The 17,651-nt window shown below is 60.7% G+C and carries 14 protein-coding genes, 1 tRNA gene and 1 riboswitch; of the genes, 6 read left to right on the top strand and 9 right to left on the bottom strand.

What is annotated here, in order from left to right; all coding sequences use genetic code 11:
• Nucleotides 1–39: 39 nt before the first annotated feature.
• From HMPREF2944_RS09120 to HMPREF2944_RS01785, 4 genes are all read right to left on the bottom strand, one after another.
• The gene (locus HMPREF2944_RS09120; protein ID WP_141754248.1) at nt 40–1,326 is read right to left on the bottom strand and encodes an MBL fold metallo-hydrolase; all 1,287 of its coding nucleotides are present in this window, start codon (nt 1,324–1,326) and stop codon (nt 40–42) included.
• A 103-nt stretch (nt 1,327–1,429) separates the two neighbouring features.
• Nucleotides 1,430–2,347 (bottom strand): succinate--CoA ligase subunit alpha, encoded by a 918-nt coding sequence (sucD, locus tag HMPREF2944_RS01795; protein WP_049331561.1) that lies wholly within the window; start codon nt 2,345–2,347, stop codon nt 1,430–1,432.
• Nucleotides 2,348–2,376: 29 nt separating this feature from the next.
• Nucleotides 2,377–3,543, bottom strand: coding sequence for an ADP-forming succinate--CoA ligase subunit beta (gene sucC / locus HMPREF2944_RS01790; RefSeq protein WP_049331559.1), 1,167 nt, complete (start codon nt 3,541–3,543; stop codon nt 2,377–2,379).
• Nucleotides 3,544–3,922: 379 nt separating this feature from the next.
• Nucleotides 3,923–6,916, bottom strand: a complete 2,994-nt coding sequence (locus HMPREF2944_RS01785) for a UvrD-helicase domain-containing protein (RefSeq protein WP_070649948.1) — start codon at nt 6,914–6,916, stop codon at nt 3,923–3,925.
• Between the two features lie 146 nt (nt 6,917–7,062).
• On the opposite strand from HMPREF2944_RS01785, the gene HMPREF2944_RS01780 reads away from it, so the two are divergent.
• On the top strand, nt 7,063–7,923 hold the full coding sequence (locus HMPREF2944_RS01780) for a VOC family protein (RefSeq protein WP_070679897.1): 861 nt from the start codon (nt 7,063–7,065) through the stop codon (nt 7,921–7,923).
• 91 nt (nt 7,924–8,014) lie between these two features.
• Here HMPREF2944_RS01780 and HMPREF2944_RS01775 read toward each other — a convergent pair.
• Nucleotides 8,015–8,087: transfer RNA gene (locus HMPREF2944_RS01775), tRNA-Arg, on the bottom strand.
• A gap of 144 nt (nt 8,088–8,231) precedes the next feature.
• Between HMPREF2944_RS01775 and HMPREF2944_RS01770 the strand changes: the two genes are divergently transcribed.
• Complete coding sequence (locus HMPREF2944_RS01770) at nt 8,232–9,245, top strand: DUF4031 domain-containing protein (protein ID WP_070679894.1); 1,014 nt, start codon at nt 8,232–8,234, stop codon at nt 9,243–9,245.
• A 153-nt stretch (nt 9,246–9,398) separates the two neighbouring features.
• Here HMPREF2944_RS01770 and HMPREF2944_RS01765 read toward each other — a convergent pair whose 3' ends face one another.
• The 3 genes from HMPREF2944_RS01765 to HMPREF2944_RS01755 form a co-directional block, all read right to left on the bottom strand.
• Entirely contained in the window at nt 9,399–10,085 is a 687-nt protein-coding gene (locus HMPREF2944_RS01765) for a C40 family peptidase (RefSeq protein WP_049331550.1), read from the bottom strand.
• A riboswitch (cyclic di-AMP (ydaO/yuaA leader) is annotated at nt 10,085–10,245 on the bottom strand. Its footprint overlaps the gene before it by 1 nt.
• A 526-nt stretch (nt 10,246–10,771) precedes the next feature.
• On the bottom strand, nt 10,772–11,476 hold the full coding sequence (locus tag HMPREF2944_RS01760; protein ID WP_049331549.1) for an iron-dependent transcriptional repressor DtxR: 705 nt from the start codon (nt 11,474–11,476) through the stop codon (nt 10,772–10,774).
• 176 nt (nt 11,477–11,652) lie between these two features.
• Nucleotides 11,653–12,504, bottom strand: coding sequence for a DUF3027 domain-containing protein (locus HMPREF2944_RS01755; RefSeq protein WP_070679892.1), 852 nt, complete (start codon nt 12,502–12,504; stop codon nt 11,653–11,655).
• A 141-nt stretch (nt 12,505–12,645) separates the two neighbouring features.
• Here HMPREF2944_RS01755 and HMPREF2944_RS01750 point away from each other — a divergent pair, with 141 nt between their 5' ends.
• From HMPREF2944_RS01750 to HMPREF2944_RS01735, 4 genes are all read left to right on the top strand, one after another.
• Entirely contained in the window at nt 12,646–12,918 is a 273-nt protein-coding gene (locus HMPREF2944_RS01750) for a hypothetical protein (RefSeq protein ID WP_049331544.1), read from the top strand.
• 80 nt (nt 12,919–12,998) lie between these two features.
• The gene (locus HMPREF2944_RS01745; RefSeq protein ID WP_049343156.1) at nt 12,999–13,703 is read left to right on the top strand and encodes a response regulator transcription factor; all 705 of its coding nucleotides are present in this window, start codon (nt 12,999–13,001) and stop codon (nt 13,701–13,703) included.
• A 1-nt stretch (nt 13,704) separates the two neighbouring features.
• Nucleotides 13,705–15,204: a sensor histidine kinase gene (locus HMPREF2944_RS01740; RefSeq protein WP_070679889.1), complete on the top strand. Its 1,500-nt coding sequence runs from the start codon at nt 13,705–13,707 to the stop codon at nt 15,202–15,204.
• 395 nt (nt 15,205–15,599) lie between these two features.
• Nucleotides 15,600–15,890: a WXG100 family type VII secretion target gene (locus HMPREF2944_RS01735; protein WP_049331538.1), complete on the top strand. Its 291-nt coding sequence runs from the start codon at nt 15,600–15,602 to the stop codon at nt 15,888–15,890.
• Nucleotides 15,891–16,127: 237 nt separating this feature from the next.
• Here HMPREF2944_RS01735 and HMPREF2944_RS09485 read toward each other — a convergent pair whose 3' ends face one another.
• Nucleotides 16,128–17,528, bottom strand: coding sequence for an RNase H family protein (locus HMPREF2944_RS09485; RefSeq protein ID WP_070679886.1), 1,401 nt, complete (start codon nt 17,526–17,528; stop codon nt 16,128–16,130).
• Nucleotides 17,529–17,651: the final 123 nt, after the last annotated feature.

Raw genomic sequence — 17,651 nt, 5'->3', positions numbered from 1 at the left:
GAGGAACCGGAGACAATAGCGCCTGCGTGGCCCACGTTCCTACCAATATCGATATAGAAGACGTTCCTTATAACAAGACTCAGGTTCCTTAGTCACAGGTACCTCAACAAGACCTTTCTTGGCTATCAATTCCTCAATTTCAGTATGAGGATGATGAAACGTATACCCTGGATCCGAATGTACTACACATTCCACCCTAGATCGAGAAAAAATACTATAAAATTTTTCATTTGAGTTATTTGTTGAGCCATGATGAGGGACTGTTAAAACCCGTATACGATTTATCCTTTCCTGCCCCAGATTAACTCTAAGTTCATCAATGTTCAGGCAGTCCGCTAGCCGAGCATCACCTGTCCCTAACCATCCCCCAATATATTTTGAATTATCATTCTCAATGCGATAGTAAAAACTCTCTCGATAATGTTCATCTAAATTCTTGTAATCTACAATAATTTGCCGCCCTTTACTTACACGATGCACATGACAATAATTTTCACCGGAGCCTGTAAGATTATCAGCAGGACCACTATAGAGGATAACCGAGGAGGAATTGAATATATCTTTGCAATTAACACCATGTACCTCCTCCATACGTTTACAAGTTTTTATATATACTTCCTTAAGTTTAATCCAGTCATTACTTAAATCACTAGCGGTCATTTTATTCAAATCTTTACAATTCCTACGAAATTCTAACCTGTAGGAATTTTTAAATTCCTCAACGAATCTATCTTTAACAGATTCTTCTTCGCCAGCATATAAAGAGAAATGAAGAAACTCCCACAATTTGTAGGGCCAATATTTCACTTTAGATGTATCTTTATTCATATCAAAATATTCAGTGGATATATCTCTTGAGGACTCGACAATCTCTACATCCCCCAATTCTTCCAGGAAATGTCTATTCTCATCCCCAGATCTAATAATTGCACTTATAAGAGAAGAACGGGGACTCAGATAATCTTGTCCATGCAACATACTGCTACCACTAGGGGAATCCAATGCAAGCATTATCTTTTCAATTTTACTCATATACGGAATTACAATTTTCTTGACGTCAAATAATTCTATTAATTTTGATACGCCATTTACGTGATCCCTATCAAGATGAGAAATGACCAGTAAATCAATTTTTGCCTTATCTTTTCTATTGGGATTCAATTTTTCATATAAATTATTTACACATGTAGGAATCCTATTCACACCACTATCTGATCCACAATCATAAACACATACATATTTTGAGCCCCCCAGCCCTTTAATAATCTGAGCACTAAAAGTACCTTGTCCAATCGGGTAATGATAACGTTCTACACTAATTTTCATTCCTGCACTCCTTATATCTAAAAGCTAATAGAGAATAAAATAACCCCGGCAAACAAACATCGAATGTTTATCTACCGGGGTCATTTATATAGCTAGGCTATAACTACTTCGCTGCGAAGATTTCGCGCATCAGGTTTGCAGCCTCGGAGGGGGTCTTACCGACCTTCACGCCTGCTGCTTCCAGAGCTTCCTTCTTCGCCTGAGCGGTACCGGAGGAACCGGAGACAATAGCGCCTGCGTGGCCCATGGTCTTACCCTCAGGAGCGGTGAAGCCCGCAATGTAACCAACGACGGGCTTGGTCACGTTAGCCTTGATGTACTCTGCAGCACGCTCCTCAGCGTCACCACCGATCTCACCAATCATGACGATTGCCTCGGTCTCGGGGTCAGCTTCGAAAGCTTCCAGAGCGTCGATGTGGGTGGTGCCGATGATCGGGTCGCCACCAATACCGATAGCGGTGGTGAAACCAATGTCGGACAGTTCGTACATCAGCTGGTAGGTCAGGGTACCGGACTTGGAGACCAGACCAATCTTGCCCTTACCGGTGATGTTCGCCGGGATAATACCGACCAGGCACTCCTCGGGGGAGATGATGCCGGGGCAGTTGGGGCCGATGATGCGGGTGATCTGCTTGCCGTTCTCGTCCACGGATGCCTTAGCAGCTGCCCAGAACTCTGCGGAGTCCTGAACCGGAACGCCCTCGGTGATGACGACAACGAGGCCGATCTTAGCCTCGATAGCCTCGAGAACTGCTGCCTTGGTGAAGGCCGGGGGAACGAACACGATGGAGACGTTCGCACCGGTCTTCTCCATAGCCTCAGCCACGGTACCGAACACGGTCAGCTCGATGTCCGAGCCGTCCTTTGCCTTGTGGGTGACGGTAGTGCCGGCCTTGCGGGCGTTCACGCCGCCCACAATGTTGGTGCCAGCTGCGAGCATGCGTGCGGTGTGCTTGGTACCCTCGCCACCGGTGATGCCCTGAACGATGACCTTGGAGTCCTTGTTCACAAAGATAGACATATTACTTCCTTGAAATCCTTTGCTGGCGATTACGCCTTGTGAGCGAGCTCTGCTGCCTTGTCAGCGCCGGAGTCCATGGTCTCAGCCAGAACAACCAGCGGGTGGTTCGCCTCGGAGAGGATGCGGCGACCCTCAGCAACATTGTTGCCGTCCAGGCGCACAACCAGGGGCTTGGTTGCTGCGTCGCCCAGGATCTCCAGAGCCTTCACAATGCCGTCGGCCACTGCGTCACACGCGGTGATGCCGCCGAAGACGTTCACGAAGACGCTCTTGACCTGCTCGTCGCCCAGAATGATCTCCAGGCCGGCAGCCATAACCTCGGCGGAGGCGCCGCCACCAATATCAAGGAAGTTAGCGGGCTTGACGTTGCCGTGGTTCTCACCGGCGTAGGCAACGACGTCCAGGGTGGACATAACCAGACCTGCACCGTTACCAACGATGCCGACCTCGCCGTCCAGCTTCACGTAGTTCAGGTCGAACTGCTTTGCCTTAGCTTCCAGGGGGTTCTCTGCGGACTTGTCCACGAGAGCCTCGTGCTCGGGCTGGCGGAATTCTGCGTTGTCGTCCAGGGAGACCTTGCCATCCAGGGCCAGGATGGTGCCCTCGGGGGTCAGAACGAGGGGGTTAACCTCAACCAGGGTTGCGTCTTCCTTGCTGAAGACCTCACCCAGCTTGACGAGGACGGGAACAACCTTCTCCTGCAGTTCTGCGGAGAAGCCTGCTGCCTTCACAATCTCCTCGGCCTTAGCCTGGTCCAGGCCGACCAGCGGGTCAACCTCAACCTTGGCCAGCGCCTCGGGACGCTCAGCTGCCAGCTGCTCAATTTCCATACCGCCTTCAACCGAGCACATTGCCAGGTAGGAGCGGTTTGCACGGTCCAGCAGCAGGGAGAAGTAGTACTCTTCAGCGATGTCTGCGCCGTCGGCGACCAGCACGCGGTGAACGGTGTGGCCCTTGATGTCCATGCCGAGAATTGCCTTAGCGTGCTCGTAAGCCTCTTCGGGGGACTTTGCGAGCTTCACGCCGCCGGCCTTACCGCGGCCGCCGGTCTTAACCTGAGCCTTGATGACGGTCAGGCCGCCAATTTCCTCAGCTGCTGCCTTTGCTTCTTCAGGGGTGGTCGCAACAATGCCCTTGAGCACGGGAACGCCGTGCTTGGCGAAGAGCTCGCGCGCCTGGTATTCGAAAAGGTCCACAGGTGTCCTTCTTCTTCGAAGTGGTGCCGAGCGCGGTGTACGCTCGGCCTGGTCATTAGAGGAGTATTCCCCATGTGCCCGCTACGGTGCGATAGGGGTCTCTCGCACCCGGCGCACGCGCATCATTGACGCGGGGAATTTCTCTCGTTTCTACTCTATCGGATTCGGCGTGAGCTCGCACTCACGGAGCCCGAAATACGGGATTTTAGCGACTTAGGTCACAGATATTGCGGGGTGGATATCACCGCGTATCGCATGCCGGGAAAAGGTTTAGGAGCCAGGCACCTAAAGCACGCGCAAGGGAGCGCGCAAGGCAGGGGCGGACACCATCGGATACCCGCCCCTCCATCAGCTCTATCAGGTTCTCGCTCCTGACTCGCTAGCTCACCTTCTCCAGCGGCGCGTAACGTAGCAGCAGGCGCTTCTCTTCCGAGCCGAAGCGAACCTTCGCCACGGTCTTATCGCCGCTACCCTCAACGGCGAGCACGCGGCCCTCACCGAACTTGGTGTGGCGCACGGTATCGCCGACCGCCAGGGTCGGGATTTCCTTGCTCTGATGCACGCGGGAACGGTTCGTCACCTTCGAGGAGGCGGTAGCCGCCGCCAGCCCGTAGCTCGCCGAACCGTTAATATCCGCGGTGGACGGCTCGGAGCGGCGCACAGGGCGGGACTCATAGGAATCAGAGTAGGAACCTCGGGATCCATAGCTGTTAGAGCCATAACCCGAGCCGTATCCGGAGCGCGAACCGCCGGAGTAACCATTGCCGTAGGAACCACCGTATGAGCCGCCGCCATAGGAGCCACCACCGCGAGCGCCGTAGGCCCCCATGCCAGAGGCGCCGAAGCCAGAGAAGCCCGCGGTGCGCTTCCACTCGATGAGCTCCTCCGGGATTTCCTCCAGGAAGGGCGAGGGCGGGTTGAACTGGCTCTTACCCCACATCGTGCGAGTCTCGGAGCGGGTCAGGTACAGGCGCTCCATGGCGCGGGTCAGACCCACATACGCCAGGCGGCGTTCCTCGCTCATTTCCTTCTCATCGGTCAGGGCGCGCTGGTGTGGGAACAGGCCGTGTTCCATACCGGTCAGGAACACCACGGGGAACTCCAGGCCCTTGGCGGTGTGCAGGGTCATGAGGGTGACCATGCCCTGGGCCTTCGCCTCGGCCGCTTCGGCGGCAATCTGTGCGGCGGAGGCGTTCTCACCCTCCGCGCTGGCAGGGCGGTTCGGGATCGAGTCAGCATCGGCAACCAGCGCCACGTGCTCGAGGAACTGCTCCAGGTCAGCACCGGGGTTCTCGGTCTCGAACTCGACCATAGCGTCGAGCAGCTCGGAGAGGTTCTCCACACGCGACTCGTCCTGAATGTCCTTGGAGGCGCGCAGAGCCGCCAGGTATCCGGTCTGCTCCAGGACCGCTTCCAGGCAGGTTGCGGCGGGTTCGGTGCGGGCAATCTGCGCCAGGTCATCCATGAGGCGCACGAACTCGGCGTACTTCTTCACGGCGGCGGCACCCAGACCCGGAACATCGGCAGCCTGACGAGCCGCCGCAAAGAACGAGATGCGGTGAGCGGTCGCGTAATCGGCCACCACAGACTCGGACTTGGCCCCGATACCGCGCTTGGGCTCATTCAGGATGCGGCGCACGTTCACGTCGTCATCGGGGTTGCTCAGGGCGCGCAGGTAGGCGAGCGCATCCTTGATTTCCTTGCGCTCGTAGAAGCGGGTACCGCCGACCACGCGATAGGGCAGGCCGGCGCGCATGAGCATGTCCTCGAGGGTTCGGGACTGCGCATTGGTGCGGTAGAAGATGGCAACGTCGCCGGGCTGCACGCCGTGCTCGTCGGCCAGGCGGTCAATTTCGCGGGTGATGAAGCGTGCCTCGGCGTGCTCGGATTCGGCCACGTAACCGATAATCTTCGCGCCCGCGCCGGATGCGGTCCACAGCTTCTTGGGGCGACGATCGGGGTTGCGTTCAATGACCGCGTTCGCCGCCGAGAGGATGTTCTGCGTGGAGCGGTAGTTCTGCTCGAGCAGAATCGTGTGGGCGTTCGGGTAGTCCTTCTCGAAGTCCGTGATATTGCGAATGTCTGCGCCGCGGAATGCGTAGATGGACTGGTCGGAGTCACCCACCACGGTCAGCTCGGCAGGGGGCACCGCGTCCGGGTAGGGGCCGCGGTCAGCCGGCACCTTCGCGTGGGCGCCGACCAGCTCGCGCACCAGCTGGTACTGGGCGTGGTTGGTGTCCTGGTACTCGTCCACGAGGATGTGGCGGAACTTGCGGCGGTAGTAGTTCGCGATTTCGGGGAACTTCTTCAGCAGGAAGACGGTGCGGCCAATCAGGTCGTCAAAGTCGAGGGAGTTGGCGGCGCGCAGACGTTGCGTGTAGACGGTGTAAATCTGCGCGATGGTCTTCTCATACGGGTTATCGGAGGCCACGCGGGAGGCGTACGCCTCAGCGCTGACCAGTTCGTTCTTCAGCGCGGAAATACGGTTGCCCACTGCCTTGGCGGTGAACTTCTTGGGGTCCAGGTTGAGCTCTTTGATGATGAGGCTCAGCAGGCGCTGCGAGTCGGTCGAATCGTAGATCGTGAAGGTGGACTTCAGGCCCAGGGCGGCGGCCTCACGGCGCAGCACGCGCACACAGAAGCTGTGGAAGGTCGAAATCCACATGTGCTTGGCACGAGGGCCAACCAGCGCCTCGATACGTTCACGCATTTCGGCAGCAGCCTTGTTGGTGAAGGTGATGGCGAGGATCTGGCCGGGGGTCGCGCGGTGGGTTGCAAGCAGGTAGGCGATGCGGTGGGTGAGCACGCGGGTCTTGCCGGAGCCGGCGCCCGCGACGATGAGCAGGGGCGAGCCGGAGTGCAGCACGGCTTCTTCCTGACGTTCGTTGAGCCCGGCGGTGAGGGAGGCGGGGTCCACCGCATTGAGGCTGTGGGTGCGTTCATTGTAGGGGTCGGCAGGGTCGAAGTCCTCGCCGTAGCCGCCGACTCGGTAAGCGGGCGGCATGAAGTCGCCGAGCGGGTCTGCGGCGGTGAAGGCGGCGGGCGCGCCGGGTTCGGGTGCGCCGGGTTCGGGCGCACTGGTAGTGGGGACACTGGTAGCAGGGGCACTGTAGGCGGGCATGCCGGTGGGCAGGGCGACGGGTGCGTCCTGTGCGGGCGCCTCCATCACCGGGGCATCCATCACTGCGGCGTCCATGGGAGGCGCGTAGTAGTCGTCCTCGGCAGGGGGTACGTCGTAGTACGGGTCGAAGGGCGGCTCGTCCACCGGTGCAAGGTCAGCCGGTGCGGGTGCTGCGGGGGTGACGAGTTCGGCGGCGAAGAGGCCGTCCTGTTCGGTGAAGGGCTGCTTCTGCTGTTCGGGCTTGTCGCTCATCGTCTACCTCGCTGCCTAGAATACACGTTCGATATTCCATGCTACCGCATTTACTCCGCGGCTCCCACCCGTTCGGTCACCCACAGCTTATCTCCCGCCGGCAGCTACACGCCTGTATCCAAGGTTCCCCGTGCTAGGATGACCGCATGACTCAGACCGCAACCCCCACCCTGTCATGCGCCCTGTGGTGCAACGGCACCGCTGATGAAGCCGCGCAATTCTACACCGAGGTTTTCCGCAACGCCTCCATTACCGAGCAGATTCCCGGACTCACGGCGACTATCAGCATTCACGGTTTCAAGCTCACGCTCATCAACGGTGATAACCGGTACACCCCGAACCAGTCCATCAGCTGCATTCTGAACTTTGATCCGCTCCTGTTCGGTGGCGATGAGCAAGCGCGCGCCTACCTTGATGAGCTCTACGAAAAGCTGAGCAGTGGCGGTGTGCTGATGGAACTGGGCGAGTACCCTTTCTCTCCTCACTACGCCTGGGTTCGTGACCGTTTCGGTATGACCTGGCAGCTGATGCTCACCAACCCCGAGGGTGACCCTCGCCCCTTCGTCATTCCCTCGTTCATGTTTGGCGGTACGAATCACGGCAATGCAGAAGAAGCCACCAACGGCTGGCTTTCTATCTTTGATGATGCCCGCCGCGGAACCCTCTATCACTATCCGGAGGGCACCCCCTTTGGATCGGATGCAGTCATGTTCACCGACTTTAACCTGCAGGGCACCTGGCTGGCAGCTGCCGATTCTGGCGCTTTCCACGATTTCACGTTCACGCCAGGGGTTTCGGTCGTTGTTTCCTGCCGCGACCAGGAGGAAATTGACCGCTACTGGGAACGGCTCTCCGCGGTACCTGAGGCGGAGCGTTGCGGCTGGTGTGTAGACCGTTGGGGCGTTTCCTGGCAGGTTGTCCCGCATAATATCGCTGAGCTGATGGCGGACGAGGCCGCTCGCGAGAAGATTCTGCTGATGGGCAAGATTGACCTGTCTCAGCTATAACAACGTGTTTTCTTGAGTACTCGTTACGTGCAGAAACAGAGAAACCGCCCGCGCCTGCTAGTGCAAGCGACGGGCGGTTCTGTCATATGTGTGCCCCCGAGACGATTCGAACGTCCGACACCTTCTTTAGGAGAGAAGTGCTCTATCCCCTGAGCTACGAGGGCGTACCTATCCAGTATAAAGCACCGCGCGTCGCGGGTCGGCACGGTGTTCAGAAACCTCTGCGGCCTGCGCGATTCGCGTCCACTCTGCGTTCACCGCCCGAAGACACCCGCACCCGGCGGTAGAACCGCTCCTACAATGTACGAATGAGCATCTACATTGACCCACCCGTCTGGCCCGCACACGGCACCGTTTTCTCGCACCTCATCTCCGATGTGTCCCTGGCGGAGCTACACGAGTTCGCCGCGGCGGCGGGCATTAGCGAGCGCGCTTTCGACCGCGACCACTACGATGTACCGGCGCACCGCTACGACGAGCTGGTGCAGGCGGGCGCGATTGAGCTTAGCGGCGCACAGCTGACTCGCACGCTCATTGCGAGCGGTCTGCGCATCCCGCTGAAGGAACGCCCGGAAAAGATTCGCCCGCGCCTGCTTCGCGCCTGGGAGGCGGCGTTTGCGCCCCGTCTCGAGCGTGCGGATGCGTCCGCCGAGTCGCGGGCCCGGCTCGTAACGCAGGTGGCTGAGTTGGGCGAGCGCCTGTTGCAGGCGTGGGAGCAGCCGCACCGCGCCTACCACCACAGCGGGCACCTTTCGCAGATGCTCTCCGACCTGGACCGTCTCTACGCACACCGCACGCAGGGTTCTACTCCCCTGGCGTTGGTTCTGGCGGCGTGGTTCCACGACGCGGTGTACGAGGGCGCGCCGGGTGAGGATGAGCGCCGCAGCGAACAGCTGGCGGGCGCTTCCCTGGAGCCGCTGGTCGTCGCTGGTCTGCTGAGCGAAGAGGAGCTACAGCTGGTGCGCCTTCTGGTTCGCGCCACGGCAGCCCACGAGTTCCCCGAGTCTGCCGATCTGCCGGCAGGCTATGAGCCAGTAGATATTCAACTTTTCCTCGACGCCGACATGGCCATCCTGGCGGCCGAACCGGCGCGCTACCGCCGCTACCTGCGCGGGGTGCGTAGCGAGTACTCCCACTTCGATGATGAGGCGTTCCGCACCGGCCGCACAACCTTCCTGCGTTCCATCCTGGAGCGTGAGCGCATCTTCCTCTCCGAGCGAGCCCGCGAACTTTGGGAGGAGCCCGCGCGGGCCAATCTACGTGCGGAGCTCACCGAGTGGGACCAGGCCCCGCAGAAGCTCCTGCAGGCTCTCGCACCGTAGAGAAGCGGCCTCAACACGTACCGCCGAGAGTGCACGTGCACACTCGGCGGTATTCTGCGCGCTGAATGGGGCACGCAAAAGGCGCCCACCCCGTGCGGGGTAGGCGCCTTTTCGAAGTATGTTGGGCTAGACCCAGCTCTTATGCGCTAAGGCTTAGAGAGCGGTGTAGTAGCCATCAACGGACATCCAGGAGGTGGGGTGCACCAGGGTACCGTTGGTGGGGTTCAGAGCGGAAATCATCTTGCCATCGCCCAGGTAGATACCAACGTGGCTGTAGCCGTTCTGGAAGACGATGTCGCCGGGCTGGGGGTTAGAGGTGGGGCGCAGCTCGTTCTTCATTGCGTAGGTGAAAGCGGTCAGCTTGATGCCGTGCTGAGCGAAAACCCACGAGGTGAAGCCGGAGCAGTCCCATGCACCGTAGCTCTTGCCGCCCCAAACGTAGGAGCCGCCCAGACCGCTCATTGCGGTTGCGACGATTGCGTCGCGGGAAGCGTTACCGGTGTTGGAGGAAGCAGCGGGAGCAGCCTGCTCCTGGGTTGCTACGGGAGCAACGTAAGCCTGCTGAGTCTCAGCCTGGGGTGCTACGTAGGTGGTCTCAGCTGCGGGTGCCGGAGCTGCTGCGGGAGCAACGTAGGTCTGCTGTGCCTGAGCCTGGGGTGCAACGTAGGTGGTTGCGGGGGTGGTGTAGCTGGTGTAGTCGAACTCGTAGTTGGTGTAGTCGTAGGACAGATCAGCTGCAGCGGGGATCTGTGCGAATGCGTTCGCGGGAACGGTCGAACCGAGCAGAACTGCGCCTGCTGCGAGGGTTGCACCTGCGGTACGTACGATCTTCTTAGCCATTGTTTCCTCCATTGCCTGACGAGGTGAGCTGTCGGGCTCGAGCATGGATTCGCTCGGCCACCGAAGTGACTTAGCCCCGAGGCTTCTCGAGTGAGAAGCCGTATCCCAGCTTGGGGATTGGGTCCCCCGCTTCTGCCATTCTGGGTAGACGTTCATCGAAGCGTTGGCAGAACTCAGCGGAACCGCTTCGACGGTGCCCTCTTACGTTGAGGATTTGGGCACAGAAATGAGAATACACAGAAAACTCCCAGTTGTCACCTCTCTCGGGCTTAAATTTCGGCGTTTCACCCCTGGGTGAATACTTGATAGCGCAAGCACCTAAGCTCCAATCAATGCGACCCCTAGCAACCGTTTAATGGCTCTGACTAGGTATTTCATAAGGATGCACATTCTTTTTAAGGGCGCCACTGCCCCTTAAGAACAGGATTCAAAACTCTTAAAAATAAACCTCGTCTCTTAAACCGATCTCCCAGAAAACAGCATTCCGCCTCCTCTGAGGCCTCCCACACGACCGAAAAACACGAAAAATGCACTCTTCTGCAGTTGCCAAAGCCACGGATAGAGGAGTATAAGCACGCGCACGCGAGCCCGCGGGCGGCACTAGAGCGCTACGGAAGCCGTCAACAGAGGAGGCGGTGCCTCCCCCGCTCGGGGAAGGCACCGCCTCCACAGCTGTTTAACTACGTCTACAGGGCGCTGGCGCGCTTCACAACGATTGCGTTTGCCACGTCCATATCCAGGGACAGGGTATCGTCCTCACCGTCGGCGTGAACGATCACGTCATCATTCTGGCCGGCCACAACCGACACCGAGGCGCCGTAGACAATGCCGGCATCCGCCAGAAGCTTCAGCAGCTCAACGTCGGTCTGGATGGACTCAGGGAAACGGGAAATCGTGAAACGATCCTCGGGGCCCGAATCGCGAGCGGCCAGAGACATCGGCACGGTGCGCTCGTCGTTCTTCTCGCTCTCAATGCCCAGCTCTTCCAGACCGGGAATGGCGTTGCCGTAGGGGGAAAACTTCGGCTCGTTCAGCATCTGCAGGATGCGCTTCTCGACCTTATCGCTCATGACGTGCTCCCAGCGGCAGGCCTCTTCGTGCACATACTCGAGGTCCAGGCCAATAATATCGGAAAGCAGACGCTCAGCCAGGCGGTGCTTGCGCATCACCTCGACGGCCTTCTGGCGGCCCTCGTCGGTCAGCTCCAGGTGGCGGTCAGGCTCAACGGTGAGCAGTCCGTGCTTCTCCATGCGGGCCACAGTCTGGGAAACGGTCGGGCCGGAGTGCTCCAGACGCTCGGCGATGCGCGCGCGCATGGGGACGATGCCCTCTTCCTCCAGTTCGAGAATAGTGCGCAAGTACATCTCTGTGGTGTCGATAAGGTCAGTCATTATCTCTCCAGCCATCAGCGCGACAGTGCGTAGGTAGCCCTGCCTAAGTCGTTAGTTTACTCAATAAACCATTATGTACCCTTTGGGCGGTTTTTGCCACGAGAGAGCCCCGCGAGTTGCCCAGCGCGAACAGCCGGGCACCCCGCGGGGCTCCTTAAATCTCTATGGTGGTGGCTCTACTCGGAGACGCTGCCCTCAGACCCCTCGGAGTCCCGGTCGGAATCCAGAGAAACCTCAGCGGCCTCGGCAGGTGCAGTCTCGGTACCCTCTTCTGCACTCTCCGCGCTCTCCTCGGAGGCTGCGGCGGCGGCCTCAGAGCCCTCGGCCTTTTCCTCAGCTTTCTTCTCGGCGGGTGCCTCCGAAGAATCGGACGAAGAATCCTGCTCCAGGTCCTCGGGACGCACGCGGTCAGCCCACGGCACCCAATCCGGAGCGATGAGCGCATCGTCACCGGGCAGCAGGCCCACCTCACAAATCGTAGCGACCTTCGAGCGCGGGGCACGGGAGAGGGTCGCAAACCAGAACCAGCCGCGGTACCCGGGCATCGTGCACTCGAAGAGGTGGGTGCTCAGGCGCTCCTCCTCGGGGCGCACGTGGTGCACCAGACCAATATTGTGGTCGGGGGTAATCTCGCGGACGCCCTGCAGCGCTACATCCTTAGCCGCCGCTAGGATCTCATCCACCTTGGAGGTGCGACGGGCCTTGTGCGGAACGCCCAGGGAGGGTTCGCCCGGGTCCTCAGCCGGCGCGGAGAAAGGGTCGTTAGAAGTATCAGTGGGGGTCCGGGAAGATTCGGCTTCCTCGGCGGCCTCGGTGAGGGCTGCCTCCACGGTGGCCTCGACGACCTTTTCGGTCTTCTCCTCGGCGGCCTCATCCGCAATCTTCTGCGCGGTCTCTACTTTCTCAGGTACAGCACCATCCACCGAGGTCTCGGCCTCCTCCGGGGCGGCAGCGGGCAGAGCGCCATCTGCGGGAGTATCGGGGGCGGGCACGGTTTCGGGGAGCAGTTCATTCACCTGTTCAGACATACCCCTATTAAAGCATCTCGCGTACACGAACACCTCGGGAGGCCCTCTAAGCTTCACAAACGCTGTGAATTTGGGGCCCAAACCCCCGATTCTGGGGCTTTGCTAGCAGAGAGCTGGGCACAAGCTGATACGGTTAATTTTATGAGTAACACCTCCGTAGAGACCCAGCACAGCAGTTCAGACCGGGCGTCCGCGCCTCTGCCCTACGCCCGTGCCATTCGTTGGCTGGGCGCGGGAGGCGGTATTCTCGCCCTCCTCTGCCTGCTCAGCGGAATCGTCATGCTCCTCATGAAGTGGGCCGGGGCCACCCCGCCCGCCGTCATGAGCCAGATTCCGCTCGTGCTTCTGCCCGTCGCATTCATCGCGCTGATGGTTGCGCTCGGCCTGGCAGTTCTGCGGCGCTCTAAAGCCTAACCACACACTATTGCACACACTGCATTTCTCTACTCACCGACAGATCACCTTCCTGCCCTTCAGAACGAAAGATAAAGAGTATGTCTGCTGAAGCCAAGCTCCTCGTCGTTGATGACGAATTCAATATTCTTGAACTACTCGCCACTTCCCTGCGCTTTGCCGGTTTTGAGGTCGTCACCGCCGGTAACGGCCGCGACGCCCTCGAGAAGGCCAACACCGAATCTCCCGATCTGATTGTCCTCGACGTCATGATGCCCGGCATGGACGGCTTCGAGGTCACCCGTCGCCTGCGCGAGCTTGGAAGCACCGTCCCCGTCCTCTTCCTCACCGCGAAGGACGCCACCGAGGACAAGGTCACCGGCCTGGGTGCCGGCGGCGACGACTACGTGACCAAGCCCTTCTCGCTGGACGAGGTGATTGCCCGCATCCGCGCCATCCTGCGCCGTAGCCGCACCGTCCAGGACGAGGACGATGCCGTTCTGCGCGTCGACGACCTGAGCCTGAACGTGGATACCCACGAGGTATTCCTCGGCGAGGAAGAAATCGACCTCTCCCCCACCGAGTTCAACCTGCTGCACTACCTGATGCTCAACGCCAACCGTGTGCTGTCCAAGGCGCAGATTCTCGACCACGTGTGGGAGTACGACTTCAACGGTGACTCCTCGATCGTCGAGTCCTACATCTCGTACCTGCGCCGCAAGATTGACAACAACCGCGAAAACCACGAGCCGCTCATCCACACCAAGCGCGGTGTGGGCTACATGATTCGCGGTTCCCGAGGCTAACGTGGCGCTCAAACCCCTCGATCGCATCCCCCTCTCGCTTTCCCTGCGCACGCAGCTGGTGCTGGTGACCTCCATGCTCATCGCTCTGGCGATTGCCGTCACCAGCCTCGTGGCTATCTCTGCTCTGCGCGCCCAGATGGTGCACCAGCTGGACGAAGAGATGAAGACCAGCGCACCGGCACTGGTGCAGCTGGCCACCGTGCGACCTTCCGGAAAGCAGGAGGGGTCGCTCAGCACCTACCGCGTCTACCTGCTCGATAAGGACGGCAAGGTGCTGTACTCGCTCAGCTCCGAGCACGACGAGCAGGCCGGCGAACCTACCCTGAACGGTTGGACCGCTGAGAAGGTGCGCAAGCAGAACGAGGAGGGCGTGACCGTTGGCTCCTCCAGCGGTTCCGCCGATTGGCGTCTACTTGCCGTGCCGATTGAGGCGAACGACTCCTCGGGATTGACCGAGGCGAGCTCCCTCATCATCGCGATGCCGCTCAAGCAGACCAACCAGGTGGTCGCCCTGGTCGGCGTGCTCACCTTCGCGTTTGGACTCGCCACCCTAGCCTCGGCCATCGCCATGACGTGGGTGATTGTGACGCGCACCTTCGAGCCGCTCGCGCGCGTTGAGCAGACCGCCGCCAAGATTGCCGCCGGCGACCTCTCCCAGCGTATCGAGGACTACAACCCGAACAACGAGATTGGTAACCTCGCCATCTCGCTGAACACCATGCTCGCCCAGATTGAGGCGCTCTTTAAGGCCCGAGAGAAGAGCGAGGCGAAGATGCGGCGCTTCGTGGGCGACGCCTCCCACGAGCTACGCACCCCGTTGGTGAGTATCCGCGGTTACTCGGAGCTCTACCGCCAGGGCGCGCTTCCCACCGAGGAGGCGGTCGGCACCGCCATGAGCCGCATCGAGTCGGAGTCCAAGCGCATGGGCCAGCTCGTCGAGGACCTGCTGACACTGGCCCGCATCGACGAGCGCAGAGAGTCCAAGCTGGCGCCCTTCGACCTGTTCAACCTGGCGGTGGACGCCAGCAACGACGCCTACGCTACGGCCCCCGACCGCGAGGTTTCGCTCGTGGGCCTCAGCGACGATGTTGCCCCCACCTCCGCGCCGGTGCTCGGCGATGAATCGCGCATGCGTCAGGTCGTGGCGAACCTGCTGACCAACGCGATGCGTTACACCCCCGACGGCACGCCCCTGGAGATTGCGGTCGGCGTGCGCGAGGAGGTTGCGGGATTCCCGCTGGCCACCCTTGAGGTGCGCGACCACGGCCCCGGTATTCACGGCGAGGATCGCGAGCGCGTCTTTGAGCGTTTCTACCGCACCGACACCTCGCGTTCCCGCGAGACCGGTGGCACCGGTCTGGGCCTGTCCATCGTGGCCGCCATCATCGAACAGCACGACGGCCGAATCCACATTGAAGAGACCCCCGGTGGCGGCGCGACCTTCGTCATCTCGCTACCCTACTACCCGCCGCCCATCTCGGATGAGCAGCTGCTGAACTAGCGGGTTACGTGTCTCCGGCAGCCAGCGGCGTACCGAAACCCAGAAGAAGCCCCAAAGAAGCCCCCGAGCCTTACGCTCGGGGGCTTCTTCGTGTCCGGAGGGTTCAATCGGTCGGCTCCGGCAGGCACGACCGGGTGTGGACGCACCGCCGGATGGACGCTGCGCAAAGGGCGCAACGCAATATTCAGCCGAATTCTGAAGGCCCCGTTCGAAATTTTCGGTGCGTTGGAAGCAATCGGGAGGGTTTATCCGCAGATTCTCTCATTGAGGTATTTTTAGGTAGTTTAATGCATTTTGAAAGAATATAGTGGTGTCATGCACTCGGGATAGTTCATAACCCGGGGCAAACCCTCCCAGCGGCAACCCGCCGCCCACCACTCTCAAAGGAGAAACCCATGGCACAGTTCAACGTCGATTCTGAGGTCATTGCGGCCAAGAGCGCCCAGGCCAAGTCCTACGTCGCATCCATCACCGCGGATGTCAACGGCATGACCGCTTCCCTGCACGACCTGCAGAGCTCCTGGACGGGCTCGGCATCGGCCAACTTCCAGGGCGTGCTGGATCACTGGCACGCCACCCAGCGCCAGGTCGAAGAATCCATCACCCAGATCAACGAGGCGCTCTCCCGCGCAGGCGTCAACTACGCCGACACCGAGCAGGCCAACGCCTCGATGTTCGTGGGCTAAACGTGGGCTAGACAGCCCGCACCCGGTACGCCCCGCCACCACTGGATGGGCCCCGTGCGCGTGACGTACCAACGGAAAACCCGCCGCACCTCACTATTCGAGGGGCGGCGGGTTTCTCATGTTCTCTTTCCCGGTTCTTCCCAGAGATTCTTCCCAGCGGTTCTTCCCAGAGATTCTTTCCAGAGGCTCTTCCCGAGGCCGCGGGCGGCGAACCCACCGGGAGATACCGGGTGGGCGCTACGAGGCGGGAGTCTCCTGGCGGAAACGCAGGCGCCACAGGCCGCGCTCGGCGTCGTAATGCCAGATGCTCGAGCGGCTCACGCGACCGCGAGCGGTTGCCACGGCGGCCATGACCAGAACGCTCGAAGCATCAATCTGCTGAACCCCCTGCTTGGCCGGTGCACCCTGCTGGGTGAAGGCGCGCTCGCGATACTGCAACACCGAGGAACGCGAAACCGACTTGCCGGTGGCGGTCACCCACACCAGGCGCTCGTGGAGCAGGGCGTCCAGCTGAGCCGGGTCCATGACGGCGCCGCGGCTTTCCAATAGCTGTTCGGCGGCGGCGGCGTCCTCGGGACGCGGCGTGGCGGGAGCCTGCTGTGCGGAAGGCTGAGTGGCGGACTCAGAGACAGCGGGGGTGGAGACAGCAGGCGCGGCGGTCTGCACGGAACCGGGGGTCTCTGCAGGGGCTTCTGCGGGCGCCGGGGTCTCCGTGGGCGGCAGGGTCTCTGCGCCCTCGCCCAGCAGCTCGGCGGGATCCACATCGTTCGGGTCGAGGCCGGCGAACTCTTCCAGGCCGGTCAGGTCGTCCTCATCTTCCGCCTGCGCGGCGGAGGCCTGGTTGGCGGTTTCCTGCTGGCGGACCAGGGCCTGGGCATCGCGCTCGGCGGCACGCTCTGCGGCGAGGGCCAGCTGCTCCTTGCGGGTGCGGACCGCCTCCGGGTCGGGGGCGTTCACCGCGGAGGCGGGGCGCAGCAGGCCGGACAGGCGCAGGCTCTCCACACCGCGCTGGGCATTCTCAATCTCGGCGGCGGTGAACTCCTCCACGGGCAGGTGGGCATCCACGGAGGCAACAGGCTCACCCTCGGAAGCCGTGGTCGTGGCGGTAGCTTCAGAAGCCGCTTCAACCCGCGCTGTGGCGTCCTCTCGACCGGAGGCAAGCGAGCCGAAGCCGGGGCCGTACGCGGGTTCGCGGCCCTCCTGATAGGCGCGCGCAGCACCATTCGCCAGGGAGTCCGCCTTCTCGTTGAGCTCGTGACCGGCGTGGCCCTTCACCCAAATGAACTCGTAGTCGCGGCCGGTCAGCGCCCGATCCAGCGCCTCCAGAAGGTCGCGGTTGAGCACGGGCTTGCCGTCAGACTTCTTCCAGCCCTTCTTCTTCCAGCCGGGCATCCACTTGGTCAGCGAGTTAATGACGTACTGGCTATCGCAGTACACGCGCAGCTTCGCCTCCGGGCGGGATGCGGTCGCCTCGAACAGATCCAGGACAGCCTTGAGCTCACCCATGTTGTTGGTGCCGTGCGCCCAGCCGCCGCTCGCCCAGTGGTCGTCGTCGATATACCATGCCCAGCCCGCCGGTCCGGGGTTGCCCAGCGCCGAGCCGTCTGCGGCGGCAATGATCTCTTGCGTGCTGTTCACGGTACCTTCTTTCTAAGCTGCCACCTCTCTAGCGTGCAGGCGGCAGTCCGTAATGATGTCTGTGATGACTTTACCGCACCGGCGGCGAGGGTGCGTAGCGCGCGGTCACGGCTGTGGACAACC

Source organism: Rothia sp. HMSC072E10 (assembly GCF_001813965.1).
In the GTDB taxonomy this organism is placed as follows: domain Bacteria; phylum Actinomycetota; class Actinomycetes; order Actinomycetales; family Micrococcaceae; genus Rothia; species Rothia mucilaginosa_A.
This window is presented reverse-complemented; position numbering and strand designations above follow the sequence as displayed.

Coding starts and splice junctions, on each gene's coding strand:
- HMPREF2944_RS09120 (WP_141754248.1), bottom strand. CDS start 1,326: ATGAAAATTAGTGTAGAACGTTATCATTACCCGATTGGACAAGGTACT.
- sucD (WP_049331561.1), bottom strand. CDS start 2,347: ATGTCTATCTTTGTGAACAAGGACTCCAAGGTCATCGTTCAGGGCATC.
- HMPREF2944_RS01785 (WP_070649948.1), bottom strand. CDS start 6,916: ATGAGCGACAAGCCCGAACAGCAGAAGCAGCCCTTCACCGAACAGGAC.
- HMPREF2944_RS01780 (WP_070679897.1), top strand. CDS start 7,063: ATGACTCAGACCGCAACCCCCACCCTGTCATGCGCCCTGTGGTGCAAC.
- HMPREF2944_RS01770 (WP_070679894.1), top strand. CDS start 8,232: ATGAGCATCTACATTGACCCACCCGTCTGGCCCGCACACGGCACCGTT.
- HMPREF2944_RS01765 (WP_049331550.1), bottom strand. CDS start 10,085: ATGGCTAAGAAGATCGTACGTACCGCAGGTGCAACCCTCGCAGCAGGC.
- HMPREF2944_RS01760 (WP_049331549.1), bottom strand. CDS start 11,476: ATGACTGACCTTATCGACACCACAGAGATGTACTTGCGCACTATTCTC.
- HMPREF2944_RS01755 (WP_070679892.1), bottom strand. CDS start 12,504: ATGTCTGAACAGGTGAATGAACTGCTCCCCGAAACCGTGCCCGCCCCC.
- HMPREF2944_RS01750 (WP_049331544.1), top strand. CDS start 12,646: ATGAGTAACACCTCCGTAGAGACCCAGCACAGCAGTTCAGACCGGGCG.
- HMPREF2944_RS01745 (WP_049343156.1), top strand. CDS start 12,999: ATGTCTGCTGAAGCCAAGCTCCTCGTCGTTGATGACGAATTCAATATT.
- HMPREF2944_RS01735 (WP_049331538.1), top strand. CDS start 15,600: ATGGCACAGTTCAACGTCGATTCTGAGGTCATTGCGGCCAAGAGCGCC.